Annotated in this window: 17 protein-coding genes; 12 read left to right on the top strand and 5 right to left on the bottom strand. The window is 56.6% G+C overall.

The window, feature by feature from the left end; genetic code table 11:
- Positions 1 to 85: 85 nt before the first annotated feature.
- The 6 genes from BN3795_RS24090 to BN3795_RS24065 all read left to right on the top strand — a co-directional run bounded on the left by BN3795_RS24090 (position 86) and on the right by BN3795_RS24065 (position 6,982).
- Positions 86 to 4,783: a S8 family serine peptidase gene (locus BN3795_RS24090; protein WP_068787207.1), complete on the top strand. Its 4,698-nt coding sequence runs from the start codon at positions 86 to 88 to the stop codon at positions 4,781 to 4,783.
- A 95-nt stretch (positions 4,784 to 4,878) separates the two neighbouring features.
- On the top strand, positions 4,879 to 5,226 hold the full coding sequence (locus BN3795_RS24085; protein ID WP_068787206.1) for a gp33 family protein: 348 nt from the start codon (positions 4,879 to 4,881) through the stop codon (positions 5,224 to 5,226).
- A 201-nt stretch (positions 5,227 to 5,427) separates the two neighbouring features.
- Positions 5,428 to 6,093: a TetR/AcrR family transcriptional regulator gene (locus tag BN3795_RS24080; protein WP_110945368.1), complete on the top strand. Its 666-nt coding sequence runs from the start codon at positions 5,428 to 5,430 to the stop codon at positions 6,091 to 6,093.
- A 28-nt stretch (positions 6,094 to 6,121) separates the two neighbouring features.
- Positions 6,122 to 6,373 (top strand): zinc ribbon domain-containing protein, encoded by a 252-nt coding sequence (locus BN3795_RS24075; RefSeq protein ID WP_068787205.1) that lies wholly within the window; start codon positions 6,122 to 6,124, stop codon positions 6,371 to 6,373.
- A gap of 9 nt (positions 6,374 to 6,382) precedes the next feature.
- Entirely contained in the window at positions 6,383 to 6,637 is a 255-nt protein-coding gene (locus BN3795_RS24070) for a TfoX/Sxy family protein (protein WP_068787204.1), read from the top strand.
- Positions 6,638 to 6,649: 12 nt separating this feature from the next.
- A complete protein-coding gene (locus BN3795_RS24065; RefSeq protein ID WP_068787203.1) occupies positions 6,650 to 6,982 on the top strand; it encodes a carboxymuconolactone decarboxylase family protein in 333 nt (110 codons plus the stop codon).
- Between the two features lie 382 nt (positions 6,983 to 7,364).
- Here BN3795_RS24065 and BN3795_RS24055 read toward each other — a convergent pair whose 3' ends face one another.
- On the bottom strand, positions 7,365 to 8,267 hold the full coding sequence (locus BN3795_RS24055; protein WP_068787201.1) for a transposase: 903 nt from the start codon (positions 8,265 to 8,267) through the stop codon (positions 7,365 to 7,367).
- 178 nt (positions 8,268 to 8,445) lie between these two features.
- A complete protein-coding gene (locus BN3795_RS24050) occupies positions 8,446 to 9,102 on the bottom strand; it encodes a YitT family protein (protein ID WP_232730033.1) in 657 nt (218 codons plus the stop codon).
- 201 nt (positions 9,103 to 9,303) lie between these two features.
- Here BN3795_RS24050 and BN3795_RS24045 point away from each other — a divergent pair, with 201 nt between their 5' ends.
- The 5 genes from BN3795_RS24045 to BN3795_RS24025 all read left to right on the top strand — a co-directional run bounded on the left by BN3795_RS24045 (position 9,304) and on the right by BN3795_RS24025 (position 16,469).
- Positions 9,304 to 10,593, top strand: coding sequence for a sensor histidine kinase (locus BN3795_RS24045; RefSeq protein WP_068787200.1), 1,290 nt, complete (start codon positions 9,304 to 9,306; stop codon positions 10,591 to 10,593).
- Complete coding sequence (locus tag BN3795_RS24040; RefSeq protein WP_068787199.1) at positions 10,590 to 11,768, top strand: substrate-binding domain-containing protein; 1,179 nt, start codon at positions 10,590 to 10,592, stop codon at positions 11,766 to 11,768. Before BN3795_RS24045 ends, BN3795_RS24040 begins: the two co-directional genes overlap by 4 nt.
- A 120-nt stretch (positions 11,769 to 11,888) precedes the next feature.
- Entirely contained in the window at positions 11,889 to 13,769 is a 1,881-nt protein-coding gene (gene htpG, locus BN3795_RS24035; protein WP_068787198.1) for a molecular chaperone HtpG, read from the top strand.
- A 111-nt stretch (positions 13,770 to 13,880) separates the two neighbouring features.
- Positions 13,881 to 15,365: an aminotransferase-like domain-containing protein gene (locus BN3795_RS24030; protein ID WP_068787197.1), complete on the top strand. Its 1,485-nt coding sequence runs from the start codon at positions 13,881 to 13,883 to the stop codon at positions 15,363 to 15,365.
- A gap of 69 nt (positions 15,366 to 15,434) precedes the next feature.
- Positions 15,435 to 16,469: a D-alanine--D-alanine ligase gene (locus tag BN3795_RS24025; protein ID WP_110945366.1), complete on the top strand. Its 1,035-nt coding sequence runs from the start codon at positions 15,435 to 15,437 to the stop codon at positions 16,467 to 16,469.
- A gap of 876 nt (positions 16,470 to 17,345) precedes the next feature.
- Here the strand turns inward: BN3795_RS24025 and ald are convergent.
- Positions 17,346 to 18,485 carry an alanine dehydrogenase gene (gene ald, locus BN3795_RS24020; protein ID WP_068787196.1) on the bottom strand — a complete coding sequence of 380 codons (1,140 nt, stop codon included), beginning with the start codon at positions 18,483 to 18,485 and terminating at the stop codon, positions 17,346 to 17,348.
- A gap of 165 nt (positions 18,486 to 18,650) precedes the next feature.
- On the bottom strand, positions 18,651 to 19,898 hold the full coding sequence (locus BN3795_RS24015; protein WP_068787195.1) for a PucR family transcriptional regulator: 1,248 nt from the start codon (positions 19,896 to 19,898) through the stop codon (positions 18,651 to 18,653).
- A gap of 142 nt (positions 19,899 to 20,040) precedes the next feature.
- Between BN3795_RS24015 and alr the strand changes: the two genes are divergently transcribed.
- On the top strand, positions 20,041 to 21,219 hold the full coding sequence (alr, locus tag BN3795_RS24010) for an alanine racemase (protein ID WP_068787194.1): 1,179 nt from the start codon (positions 20,041 to 20,043) through the stop codon (positions 21,217 to 21,219).
- Between the two features lie 159 nt (positions 21,220 to 21,378).
- Here the strand turns inward: alr and BN3795_RS24005 are convergent, their stop codons facing one another.
- Positions 21,379 to 22,308, bottom strand: a complete 930-nt coding sequence (locus BN3795_RS24005; protein WP_232730032.1) for an ArsR/SmtB family transcription factor — start codon at positions 22,306 to 22,308, stop codon at positions 21,379 to 21,381.
- Positions 22,309 to 22,491: the final 183 nt, after the last annotated feature.

The raw sequence follows: 22,491 nt of genomic DNA, 5'->3' as shown, positions 1-22,491 counted from the left end.
ATATATCGAAACCTCACCAATAGATATAAAGGTATCAGCTTGTATAGGCTCCTTGAAAACGATGAATGGTGAGGGAGATGAGAGTTTGAGCAAGAGAGTCGTCGCAGGAATCTTAAGCTTCATCCTGGCGTTTACGCTGCTTCTGCCGGTGGCAGGAGCAGAAGGCAACGCTTTGGCTGAATCCGATGGAAGGAGGGACGGCGTTCCCCGGTTGAATCAGGATGCGGTTACGCAGGACACGCTGCGTACAAGTGTATCGGACGTTCAACTGAATGGTAGAGAGAAACGGGAAGCATCGGGTCAAGCCTCACCCGTGGACAATGGGCTCACCCTGGAGCGCCGGGACGCCGAGGCGGCTGCGGTTCAGCCGCAGAACTTCGTTCCGCTTACGGATGGCAGCGAACCCACAACGGTGATCGTCGAGCTGCAGGAAGCGCCTGTCAAGGTGTTTGAAGCATCGCAGAGCAAGAACCGGGTGAGCTCGTCGCTGAGCTCCCACAGAAAGGCGATCGATTTGCAGCAGCAAACGTTCAAGATGCAAGCGGTCGACAAGTTGAAAGCGAAAATTCATCGCGAGTACGAAAATATTTTCAATGGATATTCGCTGACGATTCCGGCAAACGAAGTAGAAGACCTGCTGAAGCTTCCGGGCGTCAAGGCGGTTTATCCGAACGAAACGGTCTATGCCACGGAAGAGGAAGAAGCTCCGGCAGCGCCGCAGGACAGCGTGTCGTTTATCGGCAGCGGACAGTTCTGGGAGAACGGGGTGAAGGGCCAGGGGATTAAGGTCGGCGTGATTGATACCGGCGCGGCCAAGGACCATCCCGATCTGGCGGGAGCAATTCCTGACGGATATTGGGGTTATGACTTCGTCAATGAAGATCAGGAGCCGTATGAAACCACGTACGATGATTTCTTGAAGTCCGGACAACCCGAATTCAACTCGGACGGCAGACCTTACTATACCTCGCACGGCAGCCATGTGTCGGGCATTGTGGCCGGACGCGGGATCGGGAAGGACGAACTGGCGGGTGTCAAAGGGGTTGCGCCTGAAGCGGAGGTTTACGCTTATAAGGTATTAGGACCTTACGGCAGCGGTTCGACAGAGGACGTCATCGCCGGGATCGAGCGGGCGGTTGAGGACGGCATGGACGTCATTAACCTGTCGCTCGGTTCCGAGACGAATAACCAACGCTCCGCCGATTCGATTGCGGTGAACAATGCGATGAAAGCAGGCGTTGTGGCTGTTGTATCGAGCGGTAACTCCGGTCCTGGAGGAGCCACCGTCACCGATCCGGGCAGCTCGGAGCTGGCGATTACCGTTGGCGCTTCCAAGCCGCCGCTGATCACGCCGATCCTGCAGATTGCGGAATTGGGCGAGGAAGGCTTCTTTATGGATACGTTCGACAGGTCAGCCGGGATCGAGGATCTGACCGCGTCTTACCCGTTGATTGATGTTGGACTCGGCAAGCCGGGGGATTATACGGGGAAGGATTTGACCGGTAAAATCGCCTTGATCAAGCGCGGCGAAATCTCCTTCGCGGAGAAGGCACAAAATGCCCAAGCTTCAGGGGCGGTGGCCGCCATCGTGTTCAACAATGCACCGGAAGCATTGGAAAGCGGCACGTTGGGGGATGCGGAGGTGAACATCCCGGTTTACGCGTTGTCCGGCGCTTATGGTGAACGAATTCGGGCCGCTTTGCAGAGTCAGGAGTTGACTGCCGAATTCAGCTCGACGCTGGAAGAGGATATTATGGCAGGTTTTAGCTCGCGGGGGCCAGCCAAACCGGGATATGACCTCAAACCAGACATCTCCGCGCCGGGGATGAGCATCCGCTCCAGCGTTCCGGAGTATGAGGGCTGGTATGAAGCCCAGAACGGCACCAGCATGGCCGCGCCGCATGTTGCGGGGGCAGCGGCACTTGTCGTGCAGAAGTATCCGAACCTGACGCCTTATGAAATCAAGTCCTTACTCATGAATAATACCGTGAAATTGAGCGATCGAAACGGCGACCGCTATACGCACATGGATCAGGGAGCCGGTCGGATTGCGTTGGATCAGGTGATCGAGGCCAAAGCGGTAGCGATGACGGAGGATTCGACGACTTACGTTGATGGAGAGGTTCCAGAAACTTTTTACACGGGCAGCCTATCGTTTGGGTATGTCGGTAACGGCTTCTCCGCCGAACAGCAAGTCATCGTGAAGGACATCGCAGGAGCGTCCTCGAACTACACCATCCGCTCGCAGTGGTACGGGAATTCGCCGATTGATCTGAACCTGTCAGCGGCTGAGGTGGCGGTAAGCGCCGGCGGGGAAACCAGCTTCGACGTTGAAGTTGAGGTGCCGGAAGAAGCGGCAAACCAGCGGTACGAAGGCGAAGTGATCCTGACTGAAACGGCGACCGGGCATGTGATCAACCTGCCGGTTTCGGTCTATGTCGGCGATACACCGCAGTTGAATGTGGTGACGGACGTGAAGTTGTCGAGTAATCCGCTTTCGCCGAATGGCGACGAACTTTTCGATACCACAGCTATCGCGTTTACGGTGAACGAATACACGGAATATCTCTCGCTGGAAGTACATGATATGAACGGGAATTGGCGGGGCGTGGTCTTTGAAACGGAGGAGGGGGTTGATCCGGGCAGCTATACTTTGGACGGATGGGATGGAAGTATTGGCGAGGTAGCGGCTCTTCCCGATGGCGCATACCTGCTTGTCCCTTATTCCGGTCCGTCCATGTTCGAATCAGTTCCTTCGGAAGACTCGGCTTACGTCTTCTTCATCGACACTTCGGCGCCGGTCTCCAAGCTCGCCGAACCGGCACTCAAAGTGAAGAGTTCCGGCCAGACCGGGGTGATCTCCGGGGAAGTGACGGAGGATATGCTGATCAATTATCTGGTGACCTTCGGCGGGCTGGAGATGAGCGAGGTGATCGGCGTCGAGGCGTTGTTTGAGAACGCGGCCGGCGATGTCGAATTAAGTCAGGGGACCCTCGATAACGAGGGGAACTTCAAAATTGACGTTCCTGTCGTACCTGGAGATAACTATTATGAAGTTTACATTTACGACTTGGCCGGGAATGGATATATGGAACCGGCTCATGTTGTAGAGTACAATCACGTTGCGCAGGCGGAACTGCGGGTGAACCCGGAAACGCTGACGCTTCAAGCCGGCGAGAGCCAGACGCTGGCTGTGACCTATAAAGCGGTAGACGGCACGGAAAGCGATGTAACGGCAGCGGCGGAATACCGCGTAGCGGACCCAACCGTCGCGACCGTTGACCAAGGCAACGTGACGGGGGCAGCCGAAGGGATAACGACGATTGAGGCGGTGTACGGGGGTCTCGCGAAACTCGTTAACGTCACGGTCATCGTCAACGTCCCTGAAGAACCGGGAGAGCCGGGAGAACCGTCGTTAACCGTCACACCGGCTTCCCTTTCCTTAAAGGCCGGGAACCATGCGCAGTTAACGGTTATTTATAAGGATGCGGAAGGCAGCGAAACAAGCGTGACGGATGCGGTTTACGAATCGCAGAATCCGCAGGTTGCTGCCGTTACAAATACGGGCTTGGTCACAGCAGTGAAAGCAGGCTCTACTGCGATCAACGTGACCTACCAAGATGTGACGGAGCGCGTGCCCGTCACGGTCATTCCGGCAGACCCGCCTAACAACGGCGGCGGTGGTGGGAATGGCGGCGGCAGCAGCGGTGGTGGCGGCTCTAGCTCATCGTCAACACCTGCGCCAACGCCGCCTGCTCCGCCGGCAATACCTAAAGATGCCGTGGCTATCAAGGCAGGCGAGCCTACAGAGGTGAAGCTGCCGGACGGATTTACGTTGACGATTCCCGCAGGCGCAATTACAACGCCGGAGGCTGCCTATGTTCAGGTCGCGCCGGCCACCGAGGAAGAGACGAAGAAACTGCTGGAAAGCTTGAAGCTGGCGGCGGGGATCCAACCGTTTGGAGTCTACTATGATATTCGTATTTTGACGAAGGACGCGAAACCGCTGGACAATATCACGCTGAGCAAGCCAGCTGAAGCAGCGATTCCGCTTAAAGCCTTGAAACCCGGGGCGATCAACGGGGAGAAAATCAGCTTCTTCAAGCTCGGGGACAAAGGGGAACTAACCCAGTTCTTCGGACGATTGAAGGAAGGGAAAGTGGTCGCTAGTTTGTACGGCTTTAGCCGGTATATGTATCTGGCCCAAAACGTAACCTTCTCTGATGTAACCCCGGCGAAGTTCCCGTGGGCAGTGGATGCCATCGAAGTCCTGGCGTCGAAGGACATTCTCGCCGGATCAGTTGGGAACAGCTTCCAACCTGAATCGCAGGTGACCCGCGCCGAGTTCGTCTCCATGCTTGTACGAGCGCTGGAATTGAAGGCTGATCCGGGTGCAGCCGGCGCGGTAACTTTCAGTGACGTTTCTGCGGGAAGCTGGTACGAGGAGGCGGTGAAGATTGCGACATCGAAAGGCCTCATCAGCGGCTATGCCGACGGTGTTTTTGCACCGGATCGACCGATTACCCGCGGTGAAATGGCGGTTGTGTTGTCCAAAGCGCTGAAAGTTTTGGGCCAATCCGTATCCGCAGGGGCAGCCGGGGAGTCGGTCGCCTTCGCCGACCATGCTCGTATTCCAGCCTGGGCCACCGAGGCGGTAGCCAATGTTACGGGGCTTGGCATTATGAAAGGCAAGGCGGGGAACCGCTTCGAGGCCAACCTGCCAACAACCCGGGCTGAAGCCGCTGTCGTAGTATACCGGGTCTTCAAGGATTTGACCGAATAAGATTTTGATCCAACCGCTGTCGGTGCGCATGATGCCGACGGCGGTTTTCATATACATCAGGTAAGGTTTTGATCTTACCGAAGGAGTGTGGCCCAATGGAACAGAAGGTGCGTCGTTATCACGAACTGAAGCAGATGCAGAAAGAAACGGAGCAGGAGTTAGCTGCTTTGCGCGAAGATATTTTGGAACATCTTAGGGAACAGGGCATTTCCGAGCTGGACGTGGAGGGCTACCGGGTAAGAACCATCCATCAGGAACGGAAAGAATATGATGACCATAAGCTTTACGAAGCGCTCCCCGATCCCGGCGTGTGGCGGCTGATTTCCAAGACGGATGCCCAGAAGGTAGCCGGACTCGTCAAGCTGAACGTGATTCCCGAGGACAAACTGAGGGATACATTCACAGTCAAGAGCATTACGCTGCTTCAGGTGGATAAGAAGTAGAGGCAGACGCCAAGCCGCTCAGCAAGCCGCCCAGCAACCCGCTACAATAGGAATGTGGGTTGGCAAGGTGTTGACAATCAACGGCTTTGAAATTATATTGAGTATACAGTCATTGAGTAATAACTCAATGGAATGAAATTAGTTTTGCAATCCGGAGAATGAAGTCGGGTTGCGAGACGAGGGAAAGGGAGAAGGCGGCGAATGAACAAACTAACCGATTCAAAGAAAAGGACCGAGCCCGGTGAAGGCGCCGCCTTGATACGCGAGGACAACGGGCAGCCGGCCAGGACGCAACGGCAGCAGCAAAAAGAGCAAACGCGGTTGCGGCTGATTGAAACGGCGCTGTCGCTGTATGCCCGGAACGGGCTGCTGGCGACCCGGACTGCGGATGTCGCCCGGGAGGCGGGCGTATCGCACGGGACCGTGTTTGCCCACTTCGCCACACAGGAGGCGCTGTTGGACGCGGTCATCGGGGAGTTTGGCGCACGGGTGACCGTCAGGCTGCATGAGCTTGCTTACCGAGGGGGCAGCTTGCGCGAAGTGCTGCAAGCCCATTTGGCCGGGCTTCGAGAAGCGGAGCCCTTCTACGCCCGGCTGGTCAAGGAAAGCCGGCTGCTGCCGGACGGTGCGCGGTATGTCTTGACCGCGATTCAATCGGTCGTCTCCCATCATCTTTGCGAGGCTGCCGTACGGGAGATGGAGGCCGGCACGATCCGGCCGGTGCCGCTGCATTTGCTGTTCAACACCTGGGTCGGATTGCTTCATTATTACCTGGCCAACGATGATCTTTTTGCCCCGGAGGGCTCCGTACTGGAGCGTTGCGGGGAGGAACTGCTGGAGCATTATTTAAGCTTGCTCGCAAAGTAAAATCCATGATGACGAAGGAGCGTTGAACATGAAAACTTGCATTGCCTGCGGCATGCCGCTGCAGGAGCCGGGTGAATACGCCATGGGCGACACGAGCAAAGATTATTGCGTGCATTGCTCTCGGCCGGACGGCTCGATGCAGTCGCTTGAGGAGAAGCTGGACTCCATGACCGCTTTTATTGTCCGGACGCAAGGCCTTGACGGGAGCGCGGCCAAGTCCGCCGCCCGCAGCATGATGTCGCGGCTTCCGGCCTGGCGCGATCAACTGCGGGAAGGATAGGGGAGCGCGATGGACGAACTGGACAAGCTCCCTAACATCGGTACGGTCGCCGCGCGCAAGCTGAGGCAAGTCGGCGTGGAAACGCCGGAGCAATTGGCGGAAATGGGCAGCCGCGAAGCTTTTATGAGATTGAAGCTGCTGGATCCCGGGGTTTGCTTGCATATGCTCTATGATTTGGAGGGGGCCGTTCGCGGCGTCCGCAAAAATCAGTTATCCGATGAGACTAAACGGGAGCTTAAAGGCTTTTTTGAATCGTTAAAATAGGAGGAGTATACGGTGCAAGTAAGTGATTCGTACATGACGTTTGCCCAAGAAGCGCCCGAGCAGTACGCCGAGTGGCAGAATATGGCGGTAGCGATGGGGGCGGCGAACCCGCTGGATGCCAAAACCCAAGCGCTCGCCTATTTGTCCGTATTAGCGACGGCTCGGCTGCATAGCGGCATCCCGTTCCACGTGCTTCAGGCCAAGCAATCCGGCGCGTCGAGGGAAGAAGTGATCGGCAGTATTTTACTGGCTCTTCCGGCGGCCGGAATGGCTGTGCTGCAGGCTCTGCCCATCGCTCTGAGCGCGTTTGATGAAGAGGAAACAGCGGCGGAAGATTCCCGTTAACGATCGAGAGACCATCCATCCTTGGGGGTGTTCCTGGAAACCACGGAAGATCAGCAGCAAGCTATCGGCATGTATACCAAGGCGGGATACGGGATTCGTCAAAGTCGCGGAGCATCCGAACGACGCCTGGGGCAAACCTTTGCTGGAAAGGGCGGATGTTCCTCGCATCCTGCAAAGCAGGTCAATACCGTGCCATCCGGCATCTTTGCATACCATCCGGCGGCTTTGCGTGATTATCCCGATGGATCAGGTTAGGTTAAGAGCAAGAGCCAAACTCGTAGGAGAACGAAGCAACTGGATGATAGATCTCGATTGTTAGATTGGTTATGGAGTAATTATGTTGGTCAGCAAACTTCCCCCCTGCGAACACGAATCCTTACTCTTAGGCTGCAAGCGAAAAGGGGTTATTCGGTTGGCATGCGACCAGGTGGGGGTAAGGGATCGTCGGAGTCGCCACACACATGTGCAGCAATTTCCGGTGCATCGTCTCTTGCGCCCCAGACAGGTGCAGACGCCGGCGCACGGTGTACTCGTTCAGGTACGCCTGAAGATACTTCTGTCCCAAGGCTACATAGGTACTCGTCAGTGATTTCCGTGCCTCTCTCACCACTTTCCGCAAAGGCAAATACAGCCGATAGGCCAGAGGAAACAATTGCACTTCAGATGTGCACACCTCCACATGATTGGTGACGAACTCGGCAAGGTCGCGGCGGCTCGCCCTTCTTCTGTCCCCTCTATCCTGCGGCACCAAACGAATTTTGACCTGCTCCGGCTCGCCCGTTTCCGTTACCGCGCATCCCGCCACAACCGTTAAGGCATAGGGATCCGAAAAATATCCCCTGGACGGATCGAACCTATACTGATCGCTGTTCACCTTCACCTCTCCGATTAACAGCTCCCGTGCATCCGTTTCCCCAATGGCATGGCGAATTTTGTGCAGCACCAGCCATGCGGTCTTGTAGGTGACCCGGATCACCTGGCACAGCCGCGTCGCCGAGATGCCATCAGGAAGTAGGAACAGCTCCAGCGCCTGAAACCACTTCAATAGAGGCAGATGCGTTCCTTCAAAAATTGTGCCGACCAAAGCCGAAGTTTGATGTGAGCATTTACCGCACTCGAACAAGGGGAGTCGCCGGGAAGTCACACGGCTGCAACGCGTATAAGCGCAACGCGGGCAGACAAAGCCGTTTGGCCACTTCATCGCAATCAACGCCTCCATGCATTCCTCCTCGCTAGAATAACGTCCGCCGAATGGTTGAAGAATCGATTCCGTAACTGCCGCCATAGTTCTTCCCTCCCGAAAAGATCTCGAACATATGTTCGACTCTTGCTAAATTATACCAAACAAACGTTCTCTTTTCAAGTCATTTATTGAATTTTTTGATTATCCCACACCTATGAGGGGCCCCTGAGCGAAGGGGATAATCGTGCAAAGGCGGGCGGGGAAGGGGCCGAGAGCTAGCTTATTTCTTCCGCCAGGCCAGAAGGTACAACGGGCGTTTCCCAAGAACCGAAGGGGTATGCAGCCACTTGACGATCCGGGTGGACAGCCATTGGCAGAGCAGGGCTTGGATGATGATTTTCCAGTCGATAACAATCGCTGTAAGGAGGAAGATTCCGCCGTTCATCCAAAACAACGCAGAGCCGGGGTTAAAGTGCTTCCGCTTGGCGATGGCGAGCGCCACGAAGCCGATTCCGCCGTTTGTCACCCGTTCCCTAAACAGGATTGATATTCCGATGCCGAGAAACAGGGAGCCGGCGAGCAGGTTGACCCATACGCTGGCAAAGGGGGTATGAATGTACACTTCGAAATAGTTGACGGAAACGGAGGTTACCGTAATCACCATAATTGTACCGATCGCGCTGATCCGCCCCAGATAGTGGACAGCAAACAGGAGAAAAGAAATGTTGGTCAGCCATAACCCGAAGCTCATGGGCAGCCCGAACCAGTAGTTCAGCAGCACGGCGATGCCTGCACCGCCGCCGGAAGGAATCGAATGGGGAAATAGAAATACGCCCATGGCAAACCCCTGGATCAGGGAGCCGGCGAAGATATGGGAGCTCTTTTGCCACAAACGGCGCAGAAAATAAGCCCGGTGCGGGGAGCGTTTCAACGACACAAGAATCATCCTTCAAAGAAGATAGATTGGCAGGCTAGTCCTGCTTCTACAGCCTATGCGCCGGAACAAGCAGGCATGCCAAAGACGCTCCGCATTCCACGTTTTATTGCCGGAGAAAAAGGGTTTAGAGGGTGAAATATGGAATTAAAGGATAATACATAACAGGGTGTAACCCAATCAGCCGATGAAGGGTGAGCGCACATGACCATTCTTAAGGATATTATTCTTCAGCTGTTTTTTGCCCATATGCCGTTCGTCATGTTTAGCGTATACTACCGCGATCAATCCCGGAACTACACGCAGAAATTTATTGTATTTACCAGTATGCTTTGCTTGTTTCTATCGATGACTTTTGGGACCAGTGTGGTTGATGGCTATTTTTATGATATTAGGTATACCATCATGTTTTTCGGCATGATTTTTGGCGGGTTGCAGACCGCGTTCGCCCTCTTGGCGGAATTTCTTTTATACCGTTTATATATTGGGGGCGACGGGACGTTCAGTGCAATGATGATCATGCTGGTGACGTTTCCGGGTTCGTATTTGCTGTACCGGATCTACCGGAAGTCTGAACGGAAGTCGCTGCTTTTATTGCTGGCGGGGGTGTTTTTCTCTGTGACGCCGCTTCTCATCGTGTATCTGGAAAATCCGGAATCGGTCATCCGTAATTTAAGCTTTCATCTGGTGGTTATTCCGATGCAAAATCTGGTTGGCTGCTGGTTGCTGATTACTTTGTTTCGAAAGGCGGTCACGGATAAGGAGCTGTTCATCAGTTATGGTCAAAACGAGCGGGTGCGGGCGATCAGTCATGTTGCGGCTTCGCTGGTTCATGAGGTGCGGAATCCGTTGACCGCGGTCAAGGGATTCCTTACGCTGATTCGCGATGGGGCTGCGGATCGGGGGCGAATTGAACGCTACATTGAAATTTGTATGAGCGAGATCGCCCGGACGGAATACATTCTGTCCGAGTATCTGGCCATCTCCAAGCCGATCGGGGATAAGCAGGAGCCCACCGATCTCGAGGAACTGCTGCGGATTACCAAAGATGTCATGAGCCCGTATGCCAACATGCATAACGTGCTGCTCGAAATCAGCCACCCGCCGGAGCCGGTATGGATACTCGCCAATCCCGATAAAATGAAGCAGGTGCTTGTGAATTTCATTAAGAATGCGGTGGAAGCCTGCGCTGAAGTGCCGCATGTCCGGGGCAAGGTCACTTTACGACTGCAGATGGCTGCGCGGAAGGTTACGTTAACGATCCAGGATAACGGGGTCGGCATGACCGAGGAGCAGGCCAAACGGCTGGGTTCGATCTATTTTTCCACCAAATCTTCGGGAACGGGGCTAGGTATGACCTTCTCCTATCAGGCCATCCTCTCGTTCGGCGGTACAGTGAACGTACAAAGTGAACCTGGAGCAGGGACGAGGTTTACGATCAGTTTGCCGATTTATACCCGAAATGAAGAGGAAAGGGGGAGGATTGAAGCATGAGCAAACGAGGCGGAGAGCTTGCGGTGAAAATCATATTGTACCTCCTATTATCCGGAGTGATTTTGGTTGTTGGTTTTTTTGCCGGTGTGATCGTCTCCTTGTCGGGCGGGGCGATTTTCTATGCGCCCTTGGTATTGGCGGTATCGGCCGCAGGGGTCGTCTTTCTTGCCCTGTTCCTGTTCTTGCCAAGACGTCACCGGCGCAAGTTGTATATGACGCTTCTTGTCGTCGTCATTCTGGGAGGGTTAACGACGGCGGCTTACGAGACTCGGGAGGCCTATCGTAACCGGATTCCCGTCGTAAGCGACCAGGAGGTGAATATGGAACCGTATCAGCCGTTTGGAGATACGGGCAAGCTGGCGGTGCTGCCGGAACCATCGGAATTGACGTTCCTGAAGGAGCTCCCGCGGCTTGACGGGGCAACGGCCCTTTATCCGCTTTACGCCGCGTTTGCGCAGGCGGTATATCCGCGTCAGGAATATGACCTTTATCAAAGTGAGGTCATGGTGAATACGACGCCCGTGGCTTACAAGAACCTGATTGAAGGTCAGGCGGACATTATCTTCGTCGCTGCCCCGTCAGAAGGGCAAAAGGCCGCCGCTCGCAAGCAAGGCAAGGAGCTGAAGTTCACGCCGATCGGGCGCGAGGCATTCGTCTTCTTCGTCAATGCGTCGAATCCGGTGACCGGGCTGACAACGGAGCAGATCCGCAGCATCTACTCGGGGGAAATCACGCGCTGGAGTGAGGTGGGCGGCGGCAATGAGCGCATTCGTGCGTTCCAGCGTCCGGAGGACAGCGGCAGTCAGACGATGCTGGAGCGAGTCATGGACGGTCTGGGGCTGGCTGAACCCCCGAAGGAAGATGTCGCTACCGGGATGGGCGGCATTATATCGCGGACCGCAGATTATCGTAATTACAAAAACGCGCTGGGTTACTCCTTCCTCTTCTATGCTACCGAGATGGTCAGGAACGGAAATATCCGCCTGCTGGACATCGACGGGGTGAAACCGGAACGATCGACGATCGCCAGCGGCGAATACCCGTTTGCGGCGGAGTTTTACGCGGTGACGGCGGGCAGCGACAACCCGAACGTGGAGCAGTTGATCGAGTGGATTTTATCCCCGCAGGGTCAGTATTTAGTAGAGCAAACGGGATATACGCCGATCTCCCCATAGAACGTATTGACACTCGATGGGAGGATCGATAAACTAAAAAATAGGAATTAGCACTCTGTCCTTCAGAGTGCTAATATATTGTTAGACAAGGATTTCAAGCGGTGAAAGGAGACAGGTTTCATGGCGAAAAAGCAGTTTAAAGCCGAATCGAAAAGATTGCTGGAAATGATGATCAACTCGATTTATACGCAGCGGGAAATTTTCCTGCGCGAGCTGATCTCGAACGCCAGCGATGCCATCGATAAAATTTATTATCGGGCGTTAACCGATGACCAGCTGGTATTTAACAAGGATGATTATTTCATCAAGATCAAGGCGGACAAAGAGGCCCGCACCTTGACGATCTCCGATACCGGCATCGGCATGACGAAGGATGAGCTGGAAAATAACCTTGGCATTATCGCCAACAGCGGTTCGTTTGCGTTCAAGAACGAAACTGAGCTGAAGGATGGGCATAACATCATCGGACAGTTTGGGGTCGGTTTCTACTCTGCGTTTATGGTCGCGGATAAGGTGACCGTCCTCAGCCGGGCGCTGGGCTCGGATGAAGCCTACAAGTGGGAGTCCAAGGGCGCTGACGGGTATACGGTAGAGCCGTGCGAGAAAGCGGAGGTCGGCACGGAGATTATTTTGCAGATCAAAGCGAACACCGAAGACGATCAATATGACGAATTCCTTGAGGAGTACCGGTTGAAATCGATTATTAAGAAATATTCCGATTTCATTCGTTATCCGATCAAGATGGACGTCACAAGCAGCCGGCCGAAGGAAGGCAGCGAAGGGGAATACGAGTCGTATACGGAAGAGCAAACCATCAACAGCATGGTGCCGATCTGGCGCAAAAACAAGTCCGAGCTGACGGACGAGGATTACGAAAACTTTTACATGGAAAAACGCTACGGGTTCGACAAACCGGTTTCGCATATCCACATCAAGGCGGATGGGGCGGTCGTGTACAATGCGATTCTGTACATCCCCGAGAAAACGCCGTTTGACTATTACACCAAGGAATATGAGAAAGGGCTGGAGCTGTATTCGAACGGCGTGCTGATCATGAACAAATGCGCCGATTTGCTGCCGGACTATTTCAGCTTCGTCAAAGGGATGGTGGATTCCGAGGATCTCTCGCTCAACATTTCGCGGGAAATGCTGCAGCATGACCGTCAATTGAAGGCGATCGCGAAGAATATCCAGAGCAAGATCAAGAGCCAGCTGCAGACGCTGCTTAAGGACGACCGCGAGAACTACGAGAAGTTCTACGCCTCGTTTGGCCGCCAACTGAAGTTCGGCGTTTACAACGACTACGGCATGAACAAGGACGTGCTGCAGGATCTGCTGCTGTTCACTTCGTCCAAGGAGAAGAAGCTCGTTACGCTGGATGAATACGTCTCTCGGATGCCGGAAGATCAGAAGTATATTTACTATGCTGCCGGCGAATCGGTGGAACGGCTGGAGAAGCTGCCGCAAACCGAGCTGGTGTTGGACAAAGGGTATGAAATCCTGTATTTCACCGACGATATTGACGAATTCGCGATCAAAATGATCCTGAAATACAAGGACAAGGAATTCAAGTCGGTGTCGAGCGGCGATCTGGGGATCGAAGCCGAGGCCTCTGAAGAGAAGGCCGATGCGGATGAGAACAAGGAACTGTTCGCTGCGATGAAGAACCTGCTTGCGGGCAAGGTGAAGGAAGTCAAGGCGTCCAAGCGCCTGAAATCCCATCCGGTCTGCCTGTCGACGGAAGGCGAGCTGACGATCGAGATGGAGAAGGTGCTGAATTCGATGCCAGGTGCGGACGGCCAGTCGGTTAAGGCGGACAAGGTGCTGGAGCTCAATGTGAACCATGAGGTATTCCAGTCCCTGAAGAAGGCTTACGACAGCGATAAGGAGAAGTTGGCCTTGTACACGAACCTGCTCTACAATCAGGCGCTGCTGATCGAAGGGCTGCCGGTCACCGACCCGGTTGAGTTTACGAACGATATTTGCAAAGTGATGGTGTAAGCGGGCAGGAGCCCGAGAAGACGAGAACCACCTTCTTCCGAAAAACGCGGGAGGGTGGTTCTTTTATTTTTGGCCTGGAATATGCCATCATGAGGATGGGGGCGATACAGGATGTTTAATGAGTTTAAGCTCGCGGCCGAGACGCCGGTTTATGTGCAGGTGAAAAATTATATCAAGCGGCTGATGATGCAAGGGGCTCTACAGGCCGGGCAACGGCTTCCCTCAACGCGAGAGCTGGCGGAGCTGCTGGGCGTCAGCCGGGGCAGCATCATCGCCGCTTACGAGGCTTTGAATGATGAGGGGCTCGCTTATGCCGTCACAGGTAAAGGAAACTTCGTCGCCGAGGTGTCAGCGCCGGGGGCGCATACGATCCCGACCTGGCGGATGGATTGGCGCGAGCGGATGAATCGGCAAGCCCGGCTGTCCGTAGAGCTCGACCATATGAAACGCGATCGGCCCGGCCTGCAGGCGGGCCAAGGCAAGATTTGGTTTACGAGCATCGCCCCTGATGAGCAGCTGTTTGATTTGGAGAACGTGAAGCGTGCATTTTTGGATCGGATGGCGGTGGAGGGCCGCGTTCTATTGAACTATGGTTACGCCAGAGGGTATAAACCGCTAATTGAGTTCTTGCTCAAATATATGGAACGCAAAGGCGTCGATCTGACGGGCAAGGATATGCTGATCACCAGCGGGTTTACGGAAGGGTTGGACATCGTGCTGTCGGCCATTGGCCCCGATGGCGGCAGTATGGGCGGGAGGATGTTGTGCGAAAATCCGACGCACCAGACCGCGATCAAAAACCTGCGGCGGCACGGGTTCGAGATCACCGGCATTCCGATGGAACCGGATGGCCTGGACTTAGCCGCATTGGAGCATGCGCTTAAGGAGCAGTCGTTTGACGGGGCATTTCTGGTGCCCTCCTATCATAATCCGACCGGCATCGTGACGTCCGCCGAGAAACGTCTGGCTTTGCTGGAGCTGCTTGGCCGCTACCGGGTACCGGTTATCGAGGATGGATTCAATGAGGAACTCCGGTATTCCGGTTCCCACGTCGCCCCGTTGATTGCGATGGCGGGGCAGGGGAACGGAGTGGTGTACCTGGGAAGCTTCTCGAAGGTGTTGTTCCCGGGCATTCGCGTTGGCTGGGTGCTGGCGGACCGGGAGCTGATCGAGGTGCTGGAGAGCGTCAAGCGGGCGCGCAGCATTCATACGTCAACGCTGGATCAGTCGCTGTTGTATCAATATTTGCTGAACGGCAACCTGGAGAAGTATCTGAAGCGAGCCCGAGCCGAATATCGCCGGAAGTACGAATGGACGAAGGCCTGCTGCGAACGTTATGTGCCGGATGCCCGGTTGTCGGGCGGCGGGGGGCTGCATCTGTTCCTGGAGTTCCCGAAGGGCTTCGATACGGCGAAGCTGCTCGAGCGTTGCGCGGAGCAGGGCGTATTCTTTACACCGGGGGATATGTTCTTCGTCGACGGCGGGGGACGGAACACGATGCGCATCGGATTCTCGCGCGTGCCCGAGCAGGACATCGAGCAGGGGATTCGCGTCATTGGCGAGATGGCGGCGATGCTGCTAGCGGATAAGCGTTAGCCGCGGATGGTTGGAGGGCGGTTTGAATTTAAACTTGAATTTAAATAAGGGTTGAAGGAGAGGAATCGGATGAAGGTGGGCGTGATTATGGGCGGTGACTCCTCGGAGCGCGAGGTGTCGCTAATGACGGGCAAGGAAATCGTGAGCCGGCTGGATCGGAGCAAATACGAAGTGGTGCCGATTGACGTGACGAAGAGGGAAGAGCTGATCGACCAGGTGCGGGGCCTCGATTTCGCTCTGCTTGCGCTGCACGGCGCGTTCGGCGAGGACGGCACGGTGCAAGGGGTACTGGAGACGCTGGGCATCCCGTATTCGGGCAGCGGCGTGTTGAGCAGCAGCTTGTGCATGGATAAGAACCTGACGAAGCGGCTGCTGCGGGCCGAGGGGGTTCCGACGCCGGACGGTGTATATCTGGATCAGGCCATGTTCGTTGATGGAACTTGGGAAACCGAGGTAACGGGGCTGGCGTATCCGCTGTTCGTCAAGCCCAATGCAGGAGGCTCGAGCATCGGGGTGCAGCGTGTCGACCGGCCCGAATGGTTGCGCGAGGCGCTTGCGGAGGCGTTCCGCTGGGACGTGTCCGTGGTCGTCGAGTCGATGGTCTCCGGCCAGGAGATCACGTGTGCGATCCTGGGCGGGGAGCTGCTGCCGGTGCTGGGCATTCGGTCGAACGGGGCGGAGTGGTTCGACTACGAGGCCAAATACAGCGACGGCGGGGCGGAGGAGCGCCCGATCACGCTGCCGCCCGATGTGGAGGCGCGGGTACGGGGGGCGGCGCTGGCCTGCTACCGTCTGCTCCAATGCTGCGTCTACGCGCGGGTCGATATGATCCTCAAGGAGGGAGTCCCTTACGTGCTTGAGGTCAACACGTTGCCGGGGATGACGGCGAACAGCCTGCTGCCGCGCAGCGCCGCGGCGGCAGGCATGAGTTACAGCGACCTGCTCGACCGGATCATCGAGCTGTCGCTGGCTGCGCGGCGCGGGGACGGCGCGAGGGACGGCGCGAGGGGCGGCTCGAGGGACGGCGTAAGGGACGACGCAAGGGACGGCGTAAGAGACGGCGTAAGCGAAGCCGGCCGCGTGGTGCTGGCCGCGCAGGAGTAGCGCGCTCCGCGAAGCCGGGGCGCCGGAACGGTCGAACCGAGAAGGGGCCGCGGATAGAGGGGCCGCCAGGCTCACGAAGATGGAGGAAGGAGGTCGGCTGGAGCTGTCGGCGATGGGATGCCAGACCGAAATGTTGCATTTTGTGCAGCATTTTGGGCTGCTTCCCCACCACAAGCGGCAGATTGTTGCATTTTGTACAACAATTTACGGACTCTGAGGCTTTAAGCCTCAAAAATGTTGCACAGAACTCAACAATTGTGCCCATGACGGCTAATTTCGCGGGAAAATGTTGCATGAAATACAACAATTTTCTACGTTCCCCAATTAAGGCGAGCTGCACGTGAGCAGATAAGTGTCTGATTCCGGACAACGAGGATGAAGCGGAACGGGATTCGTTATGCGCGGAAAACGGCAAAGTTACTATAACGAGTCCGGGTACTCCATGCGTATGCTCGGGCGGAACTTGAACCTAGTCACCACAGCAGCACCGGCGGCAGGCGGCACAAAAAAAGAGGTCCGCATATGCGGACCTGCAGAGGGAACTGCAGAAGGGGACCTGCATATGCAGACCCGCAGAGGGAACTGCAGAAGGGGACCTGCATATGCGGACCTGCAGAGGGAACTGCAGAAGGGGACCTGCATATGCGGACCTGCAGAGGGAACTGCAGAAGGGGACCTGCATATGCGGACCTCCAGCGGGAACTGCAGAAGGGGACCTGCATATGCGGACCTGCAGAGGGAACTGCAGAAGGGGACCTGCATATGCGGACCTCCAGCGGGAACCGCAAGAGGCGGCCCGTACATGCAGACCCGTAGAGGGAACCGCCCATGCGGACCCGCAAAGGCGGGGCGGTGCATTACTATGGATCGGCTCGCCTAATTGGCGAGGCCGCGAGCCGGCTCCAAATCCAGCGCTTGCTCGACGGGGACGTACTCGTAGTGCAGGTCCCGGGCGACGGAGGCGTACGTGACCGCACCGCCGGCGATGTTAACTCCCTTGCGCAGGGCCGCCCGCTCACTAAGCGCCGTGTAAAGGCCCTTTGAGGCGATCTCCAGCGCGTAGGGCAGCGTCGCGTTGGCCAGCGCCAGCGTGGAGGTGCGCGGCACCGCGCCAGGCATATTCGCGACGGCGTAATGGACGACGCCATGCTTCACATAAGTCGGATCGGAGTGGGTGGTGATCCGGTCCACCGTCTCGAAGATGCCGCCTTGGTCGATGGCCACGTCCACGACGACCGAGCCGGGGCGCATCGCCTTGACCATGCTTTCCTTGACCAGCTTCGGCGCTTTGGCGCCGGGGATCAGCACCGCGCCGATGACCAGGTCGGATTCCCCGACCGCCTCGGCGATGTGCTGCGGATTGGACATCAGCGTCTGCACGCTTGCGCCGAAGATGTCTTCCAACTGCCGCAGGCGATCCGCGTTCAGATCGAGGATCGTCACGTCGGCGCCCAGGCCGATCGCCACGCGGGCGGCATTCGTTCCGACGACGCCCCCGCCGATGATCGTCACCTTGCCGCGCTTGACGCCGGGCACGCCGCCGAGCAGGATGCCTTTGCCGCCGTGCGGTTTCTCCAGAAACTGCGCGCCAATCTGCACGGACATCCGCCCGGCAACCTCGCTCATCGGCGTCAACAGCGGCAGCGTTTGGTTCACTTCGACCGTTTCGTACGCGATGGCGGTTACGCCTTGGTCTTTTAACGCTTGAGTCAGCTCCGGTTCCGGTGCCAAATGCAAATACGTAAACAGGATCAGACCTTGGCGAAAAAAGCTATACTCCGACAGCTGCGGTTCCTTGACCTTCATCACCAGGTCCGCCGACCACGCCTCTGCGGCGCTGCCAACCACTTTGGCCCCGGCGGCCGTATATTCCAAATCCTCGAAGCCGCTGCCGGCTCCCGCCTGGGTCTCCATCCACACTTGATGCCCTGCATTGACCAGGGAGTAGGCGCCCGAAGGGGTCAGGGCCACCCGGTTTTCATTGTTTTTGATTTCTTTAGGGACTCCTACGATCATAAAGCTTCCTCCTTCGTCAATTTAGCTGACGCGAATTCCGACATAAAGCCTATTTTGTCCAGAAATCGGCCGAACCTGTCAATAGATTTGACATCAGTATAGGACAGGAACGGCAGGTTTTGTTTGTGGAGTTCGAAGAAAATAAAAGACCGCGTTTGTGAAATTTCACAAATCGCGGCGGCTGCCGAAACGCTCGGCTTTCAGGTCCAGGTACAACGTGACTTTCTGCTCCATACTGGCCAGGTCAATCCGGCCGATCTCGGCGATTCGCTTCAGCCGGTAATTCAGGGTATTCGCGTGAATGTGCAGCGCATCGGCGGCCGTCTTGGCATTGCTGTCATGGGTCAAAAAGACCTCCAACGTATGCAGCAACTCGCTGTGGTGCTCCAGATCGTACGCCCGCAGCCTGGCCAGTTGGCTGTTAACGCTGCCGTGCTTCCGCATCTCCTGCCAGATGAGCGGCAGATAGCGGTAGTAGCCGAGATCGCCGTACATTACCAGATCGCCCGTTTCCGAAGGAAACTGACGTTTTACCTGAAGCAGGAGCAAAGCTTCGCGGTAGCTGTCCTCCAGCCGACCGTATTCGGTATAGAGGCAACCGCTGGCCAGCTCGTCATAATCGGTTTTGAAAAAGGAGCGCAAGTTCCGCTGGAGAAGCAGGAGCTGGCCGGCCATCCCCACCGTCGTATCCGGCACGACCGGGGCGCACAGCAGGATCAGCTGGTTCTTATCGACGGCGCGCAGCACGATCCGGCTGTAGCTGCAGACGGAGGCGAATTTCTCCAGCGCCTGCCGCTGCCACGTTTCTTTCACCTCGGCGGCAAACTGCAGCACGACCACGTGAAAAGAAGCAGGGAGCGGCAGTCCGATGCGGTTCGCCTGTTCGCGGATCGCGGGTTCGCCATGGAGGTGACCCGTCAGCAACTGCCAGAAAAAATCCCGATGCGCCTCGTCTTCTTTATGGCGCTGGAGCTGCCATTGTGCCATTTTCGTGCGGACAGCTCGCGCAGCTTTCATTAATAAGGTCATTTCCCGGTCTGAAAAAGGCCTATCGGTCTCCAGCACCCAAATGAATCCGACAACCCGGGTGCCCGACCGGATCGCGGTCGCGACCCGTTCGCTCAGCCCCACCTCGCGGATCGCGGCGATGCGGATCGGCGTTTCGCTCTCCAGCAGGCGGGGGATGACGCCGTCCCGCCACAGGCTGCCGATGACCTGATCGGGCACGCGGCGGCCGACGATGGTGGCCAGCCGCGCCGCGTCGGTCTCCGGTACATGCGAGCTGTAGGCGACCAGCCGGTGATTGGCGTCTTCGATCGTGACCGGACGCCCCAGCACGTCGCTGATTTTTTCCGCCAGCAGTTCCAGATTGTCGGAGTAAGGTTCGAACGGATCGTCTTGATCTTCTCGCATAGGGGCACCTCCGATACAGATGTTGTGCGGCTGCACAAGAATGTTGCGCATTTTTAGGTGAAGAAAGACAAACCCCGGCCGGATCGGCCGTTATATACTTAGTTCCAAAATCAAAATCGATCACGGAAAGAGGTTAGACGCGATGACGACAACGCAAACGAGGGAATTCTCATCCATCGGGTACCGCGAGACCTGGGCGGACATCTCGCTGGACGCGATCGCCCATAATGCGGGCCTGTTCCGCAAGCAGGCCGCCGAGGGCTGCCGGGTAATGGCCGTGGTCAAAGCGAACGGGTACGGGCACGGAGCCGTACAGGCGGCGCAAGCGGCGATTCGCGCCGGCGCCGACTACCTGGGCGTTGCCCTCGTCGATGAAGCGCTGCAATTACGGGCAGCCGGCTTATCACAGCCTATTCTTGTGCTCGGCTATACGCCACCGCGCGGGGTGGAAATGGCCGTCCGGCACGGAATAACCCTAACGGTTTATACCGAAGACGTACTGCGGGAGGCGATCGCTTGTGCGAAAAAGCAACGGCGCGAGGCTCGCATTCATTTGAAATACGAAACCGGGATGACCCGGATCGGCTTGCCCTCCGTCGAGGCGGTGATCGGGATGGCCGAACAAGCCAAGGCCGCCGCGCCTTATGTCGTGCTGGAGGGGTTGTTCACGCATTTTGCCGATGCGGACGGTCCCGACCCGTCGTTCACCCGGGAGCAATTCACCCGGTTCGGTGAATGCGTTGATGCGCTGGAAAATCGCGGCCTGCACATCCCGATCAAACATTGCTGCAACAGCGCGGCGGCGATGCGTTTTCCGCAGATGCATCTCGACATGATCCGGGTAGGGATCGCATTGTACGGATTATATCCATCCGCTCTGCTGCGGCTGCCGGAATACCCGCTGCGACAGGCGATGCAACTGAAGACGAAGATCGCCTCGCTCCAGGTGATCGAGCCGGGCCGCACCGTCAGCTACGGCCGGACGTACCGCGCGGCATCGGAACGGATCATCGCCACCATCCCGATCGGGTATGCCGACGGCCTGTCGCGGGCGTTGTCCAATCGCGGCTGCGCATTGGTGCATCGGCAGCGGGTCCCGATCATCGGCCGGATCTGCATGGATCAGGCGATGCTGGACGTGACGAGGGTGGAAGGCGTCCGCGCGGGCGATGAGGTCGTCCTCTTCGGAGGGACTCCGGCGGAGGCTGCGATCTCGATCGACGAAGTGGCCGGATGGATGGATACGATCAACTATGAAGTTGTTTGTTTGATCGGGTCAAGAGTACCGCGCGTTTATCACGATGCTTCGGAATCGATGTAATAAAAGGTACCATACCTTTGGCATCATAATCCAAGTTTTGGGTTTCGTAAAGAGGTTCCTCTGGTTTTTTTCGTCATTTTCTTCATTTATGTAAGATTACCTAACACAAAACCCCTGCTCCGATCATCAGAGCAGGGGTTTTGTGTGATTGAAATACGATCAGGAGCGGCGGGTGAAAGACAGCACGATGTCCTGGGGATAATCACCAAAGCCGCTGCCGAACAGGTTGAGCCCGCGCGGATTGGCGGCATCCTCACGGACCTCAAAGCGGACGCGGATCGGCTTGTCGAACGCCAAGCTCAGCCCGGCGATCGCGGTAGGCTCGGCGGCCACGCCATTCACGAAGCTGCCTTCCCGAGTTACGCGCCATTCGGTAAGCTGCCCGTATTGAGTGCCGCCCTTCCACTTGTCGGGCGTCAGCTTGCCTTGGCGCTCACCGAAATCGCCGGGGCTCGTCCAAGTGCCGACCGGCAAGCCGTTCACGCTGACCGTAATGTCGGACGGCCAGTCTTCCCGGAACCCCGGGGCTTCGGAACACACCTCCGCCCGAATGCAGAGCTCCTCCAGTTCGACGCTCGGCGGCAGCGGGTTGGCGAAGTAATATTCGACGTAGCCCGCCTCGGCGAACCAGAGCAGCGCCGCTTCGGTTCGCTCCGGCCTATAAAACGCCCGCGGATCATCCGGGGACCCGATCGGGCTCGCGTCGCGCCCGACCATGCCGCAGGGCGGGCTCACGGAGCAGATGGAATACATGCCGATGGGCATGTGAATTTCCTCGACAGGGTGGAGCCCTTCTCCCGGCTGGGTCGGGAGCTCCAGGAGAATGGAGCGGCAGGTAACCGAGCAGATTTTCTCCCGGTTGGCGCCGGGGGCGGAGACGACCAGTTCGGCCTGCTCCAGAATCTGTACATTGATGGAAATAGTCGGCTGAGCGACGCCAAGCGCTTCGGCCAACTGGCTGATGCTCATCGGCTGCCGCCCCAACGCTTCAAGAATGCGGACGCGGACGTCCCCGGACAGCGCTTTGGCCACGTCGAGAATCCGGGAGGCCGGATAACGCAGGGGGTCCTGACGGTACAGTTCACTCATGTTCATATTCCTTTCTTCAAATGGGTTGCCTCAATTCAGTCAACCCCCGTATCGGAATCAAACCTGTAGCCAGTGTACCTCAAAAACAATGTATTGTAAATTTATAATATACATTGTGATTATATAATATATGTGCTATCATGGGGGCGAAATGATCCGAATAGGCAAGATCCAGTTGAAAAT

Source organism: Paenibacillus phocaeensis, assembly GCF_900021165.1.
Taxonomy (GTDB): Bacteria; Bacillota; Bacilli; order Paenibacillales; family Paenibacillaceae; genus Fontibacillus; species Fontibacillus phocaensis.
This window is presented reverse-complemented; position numbering and strand designations above follow the sequence as displayed.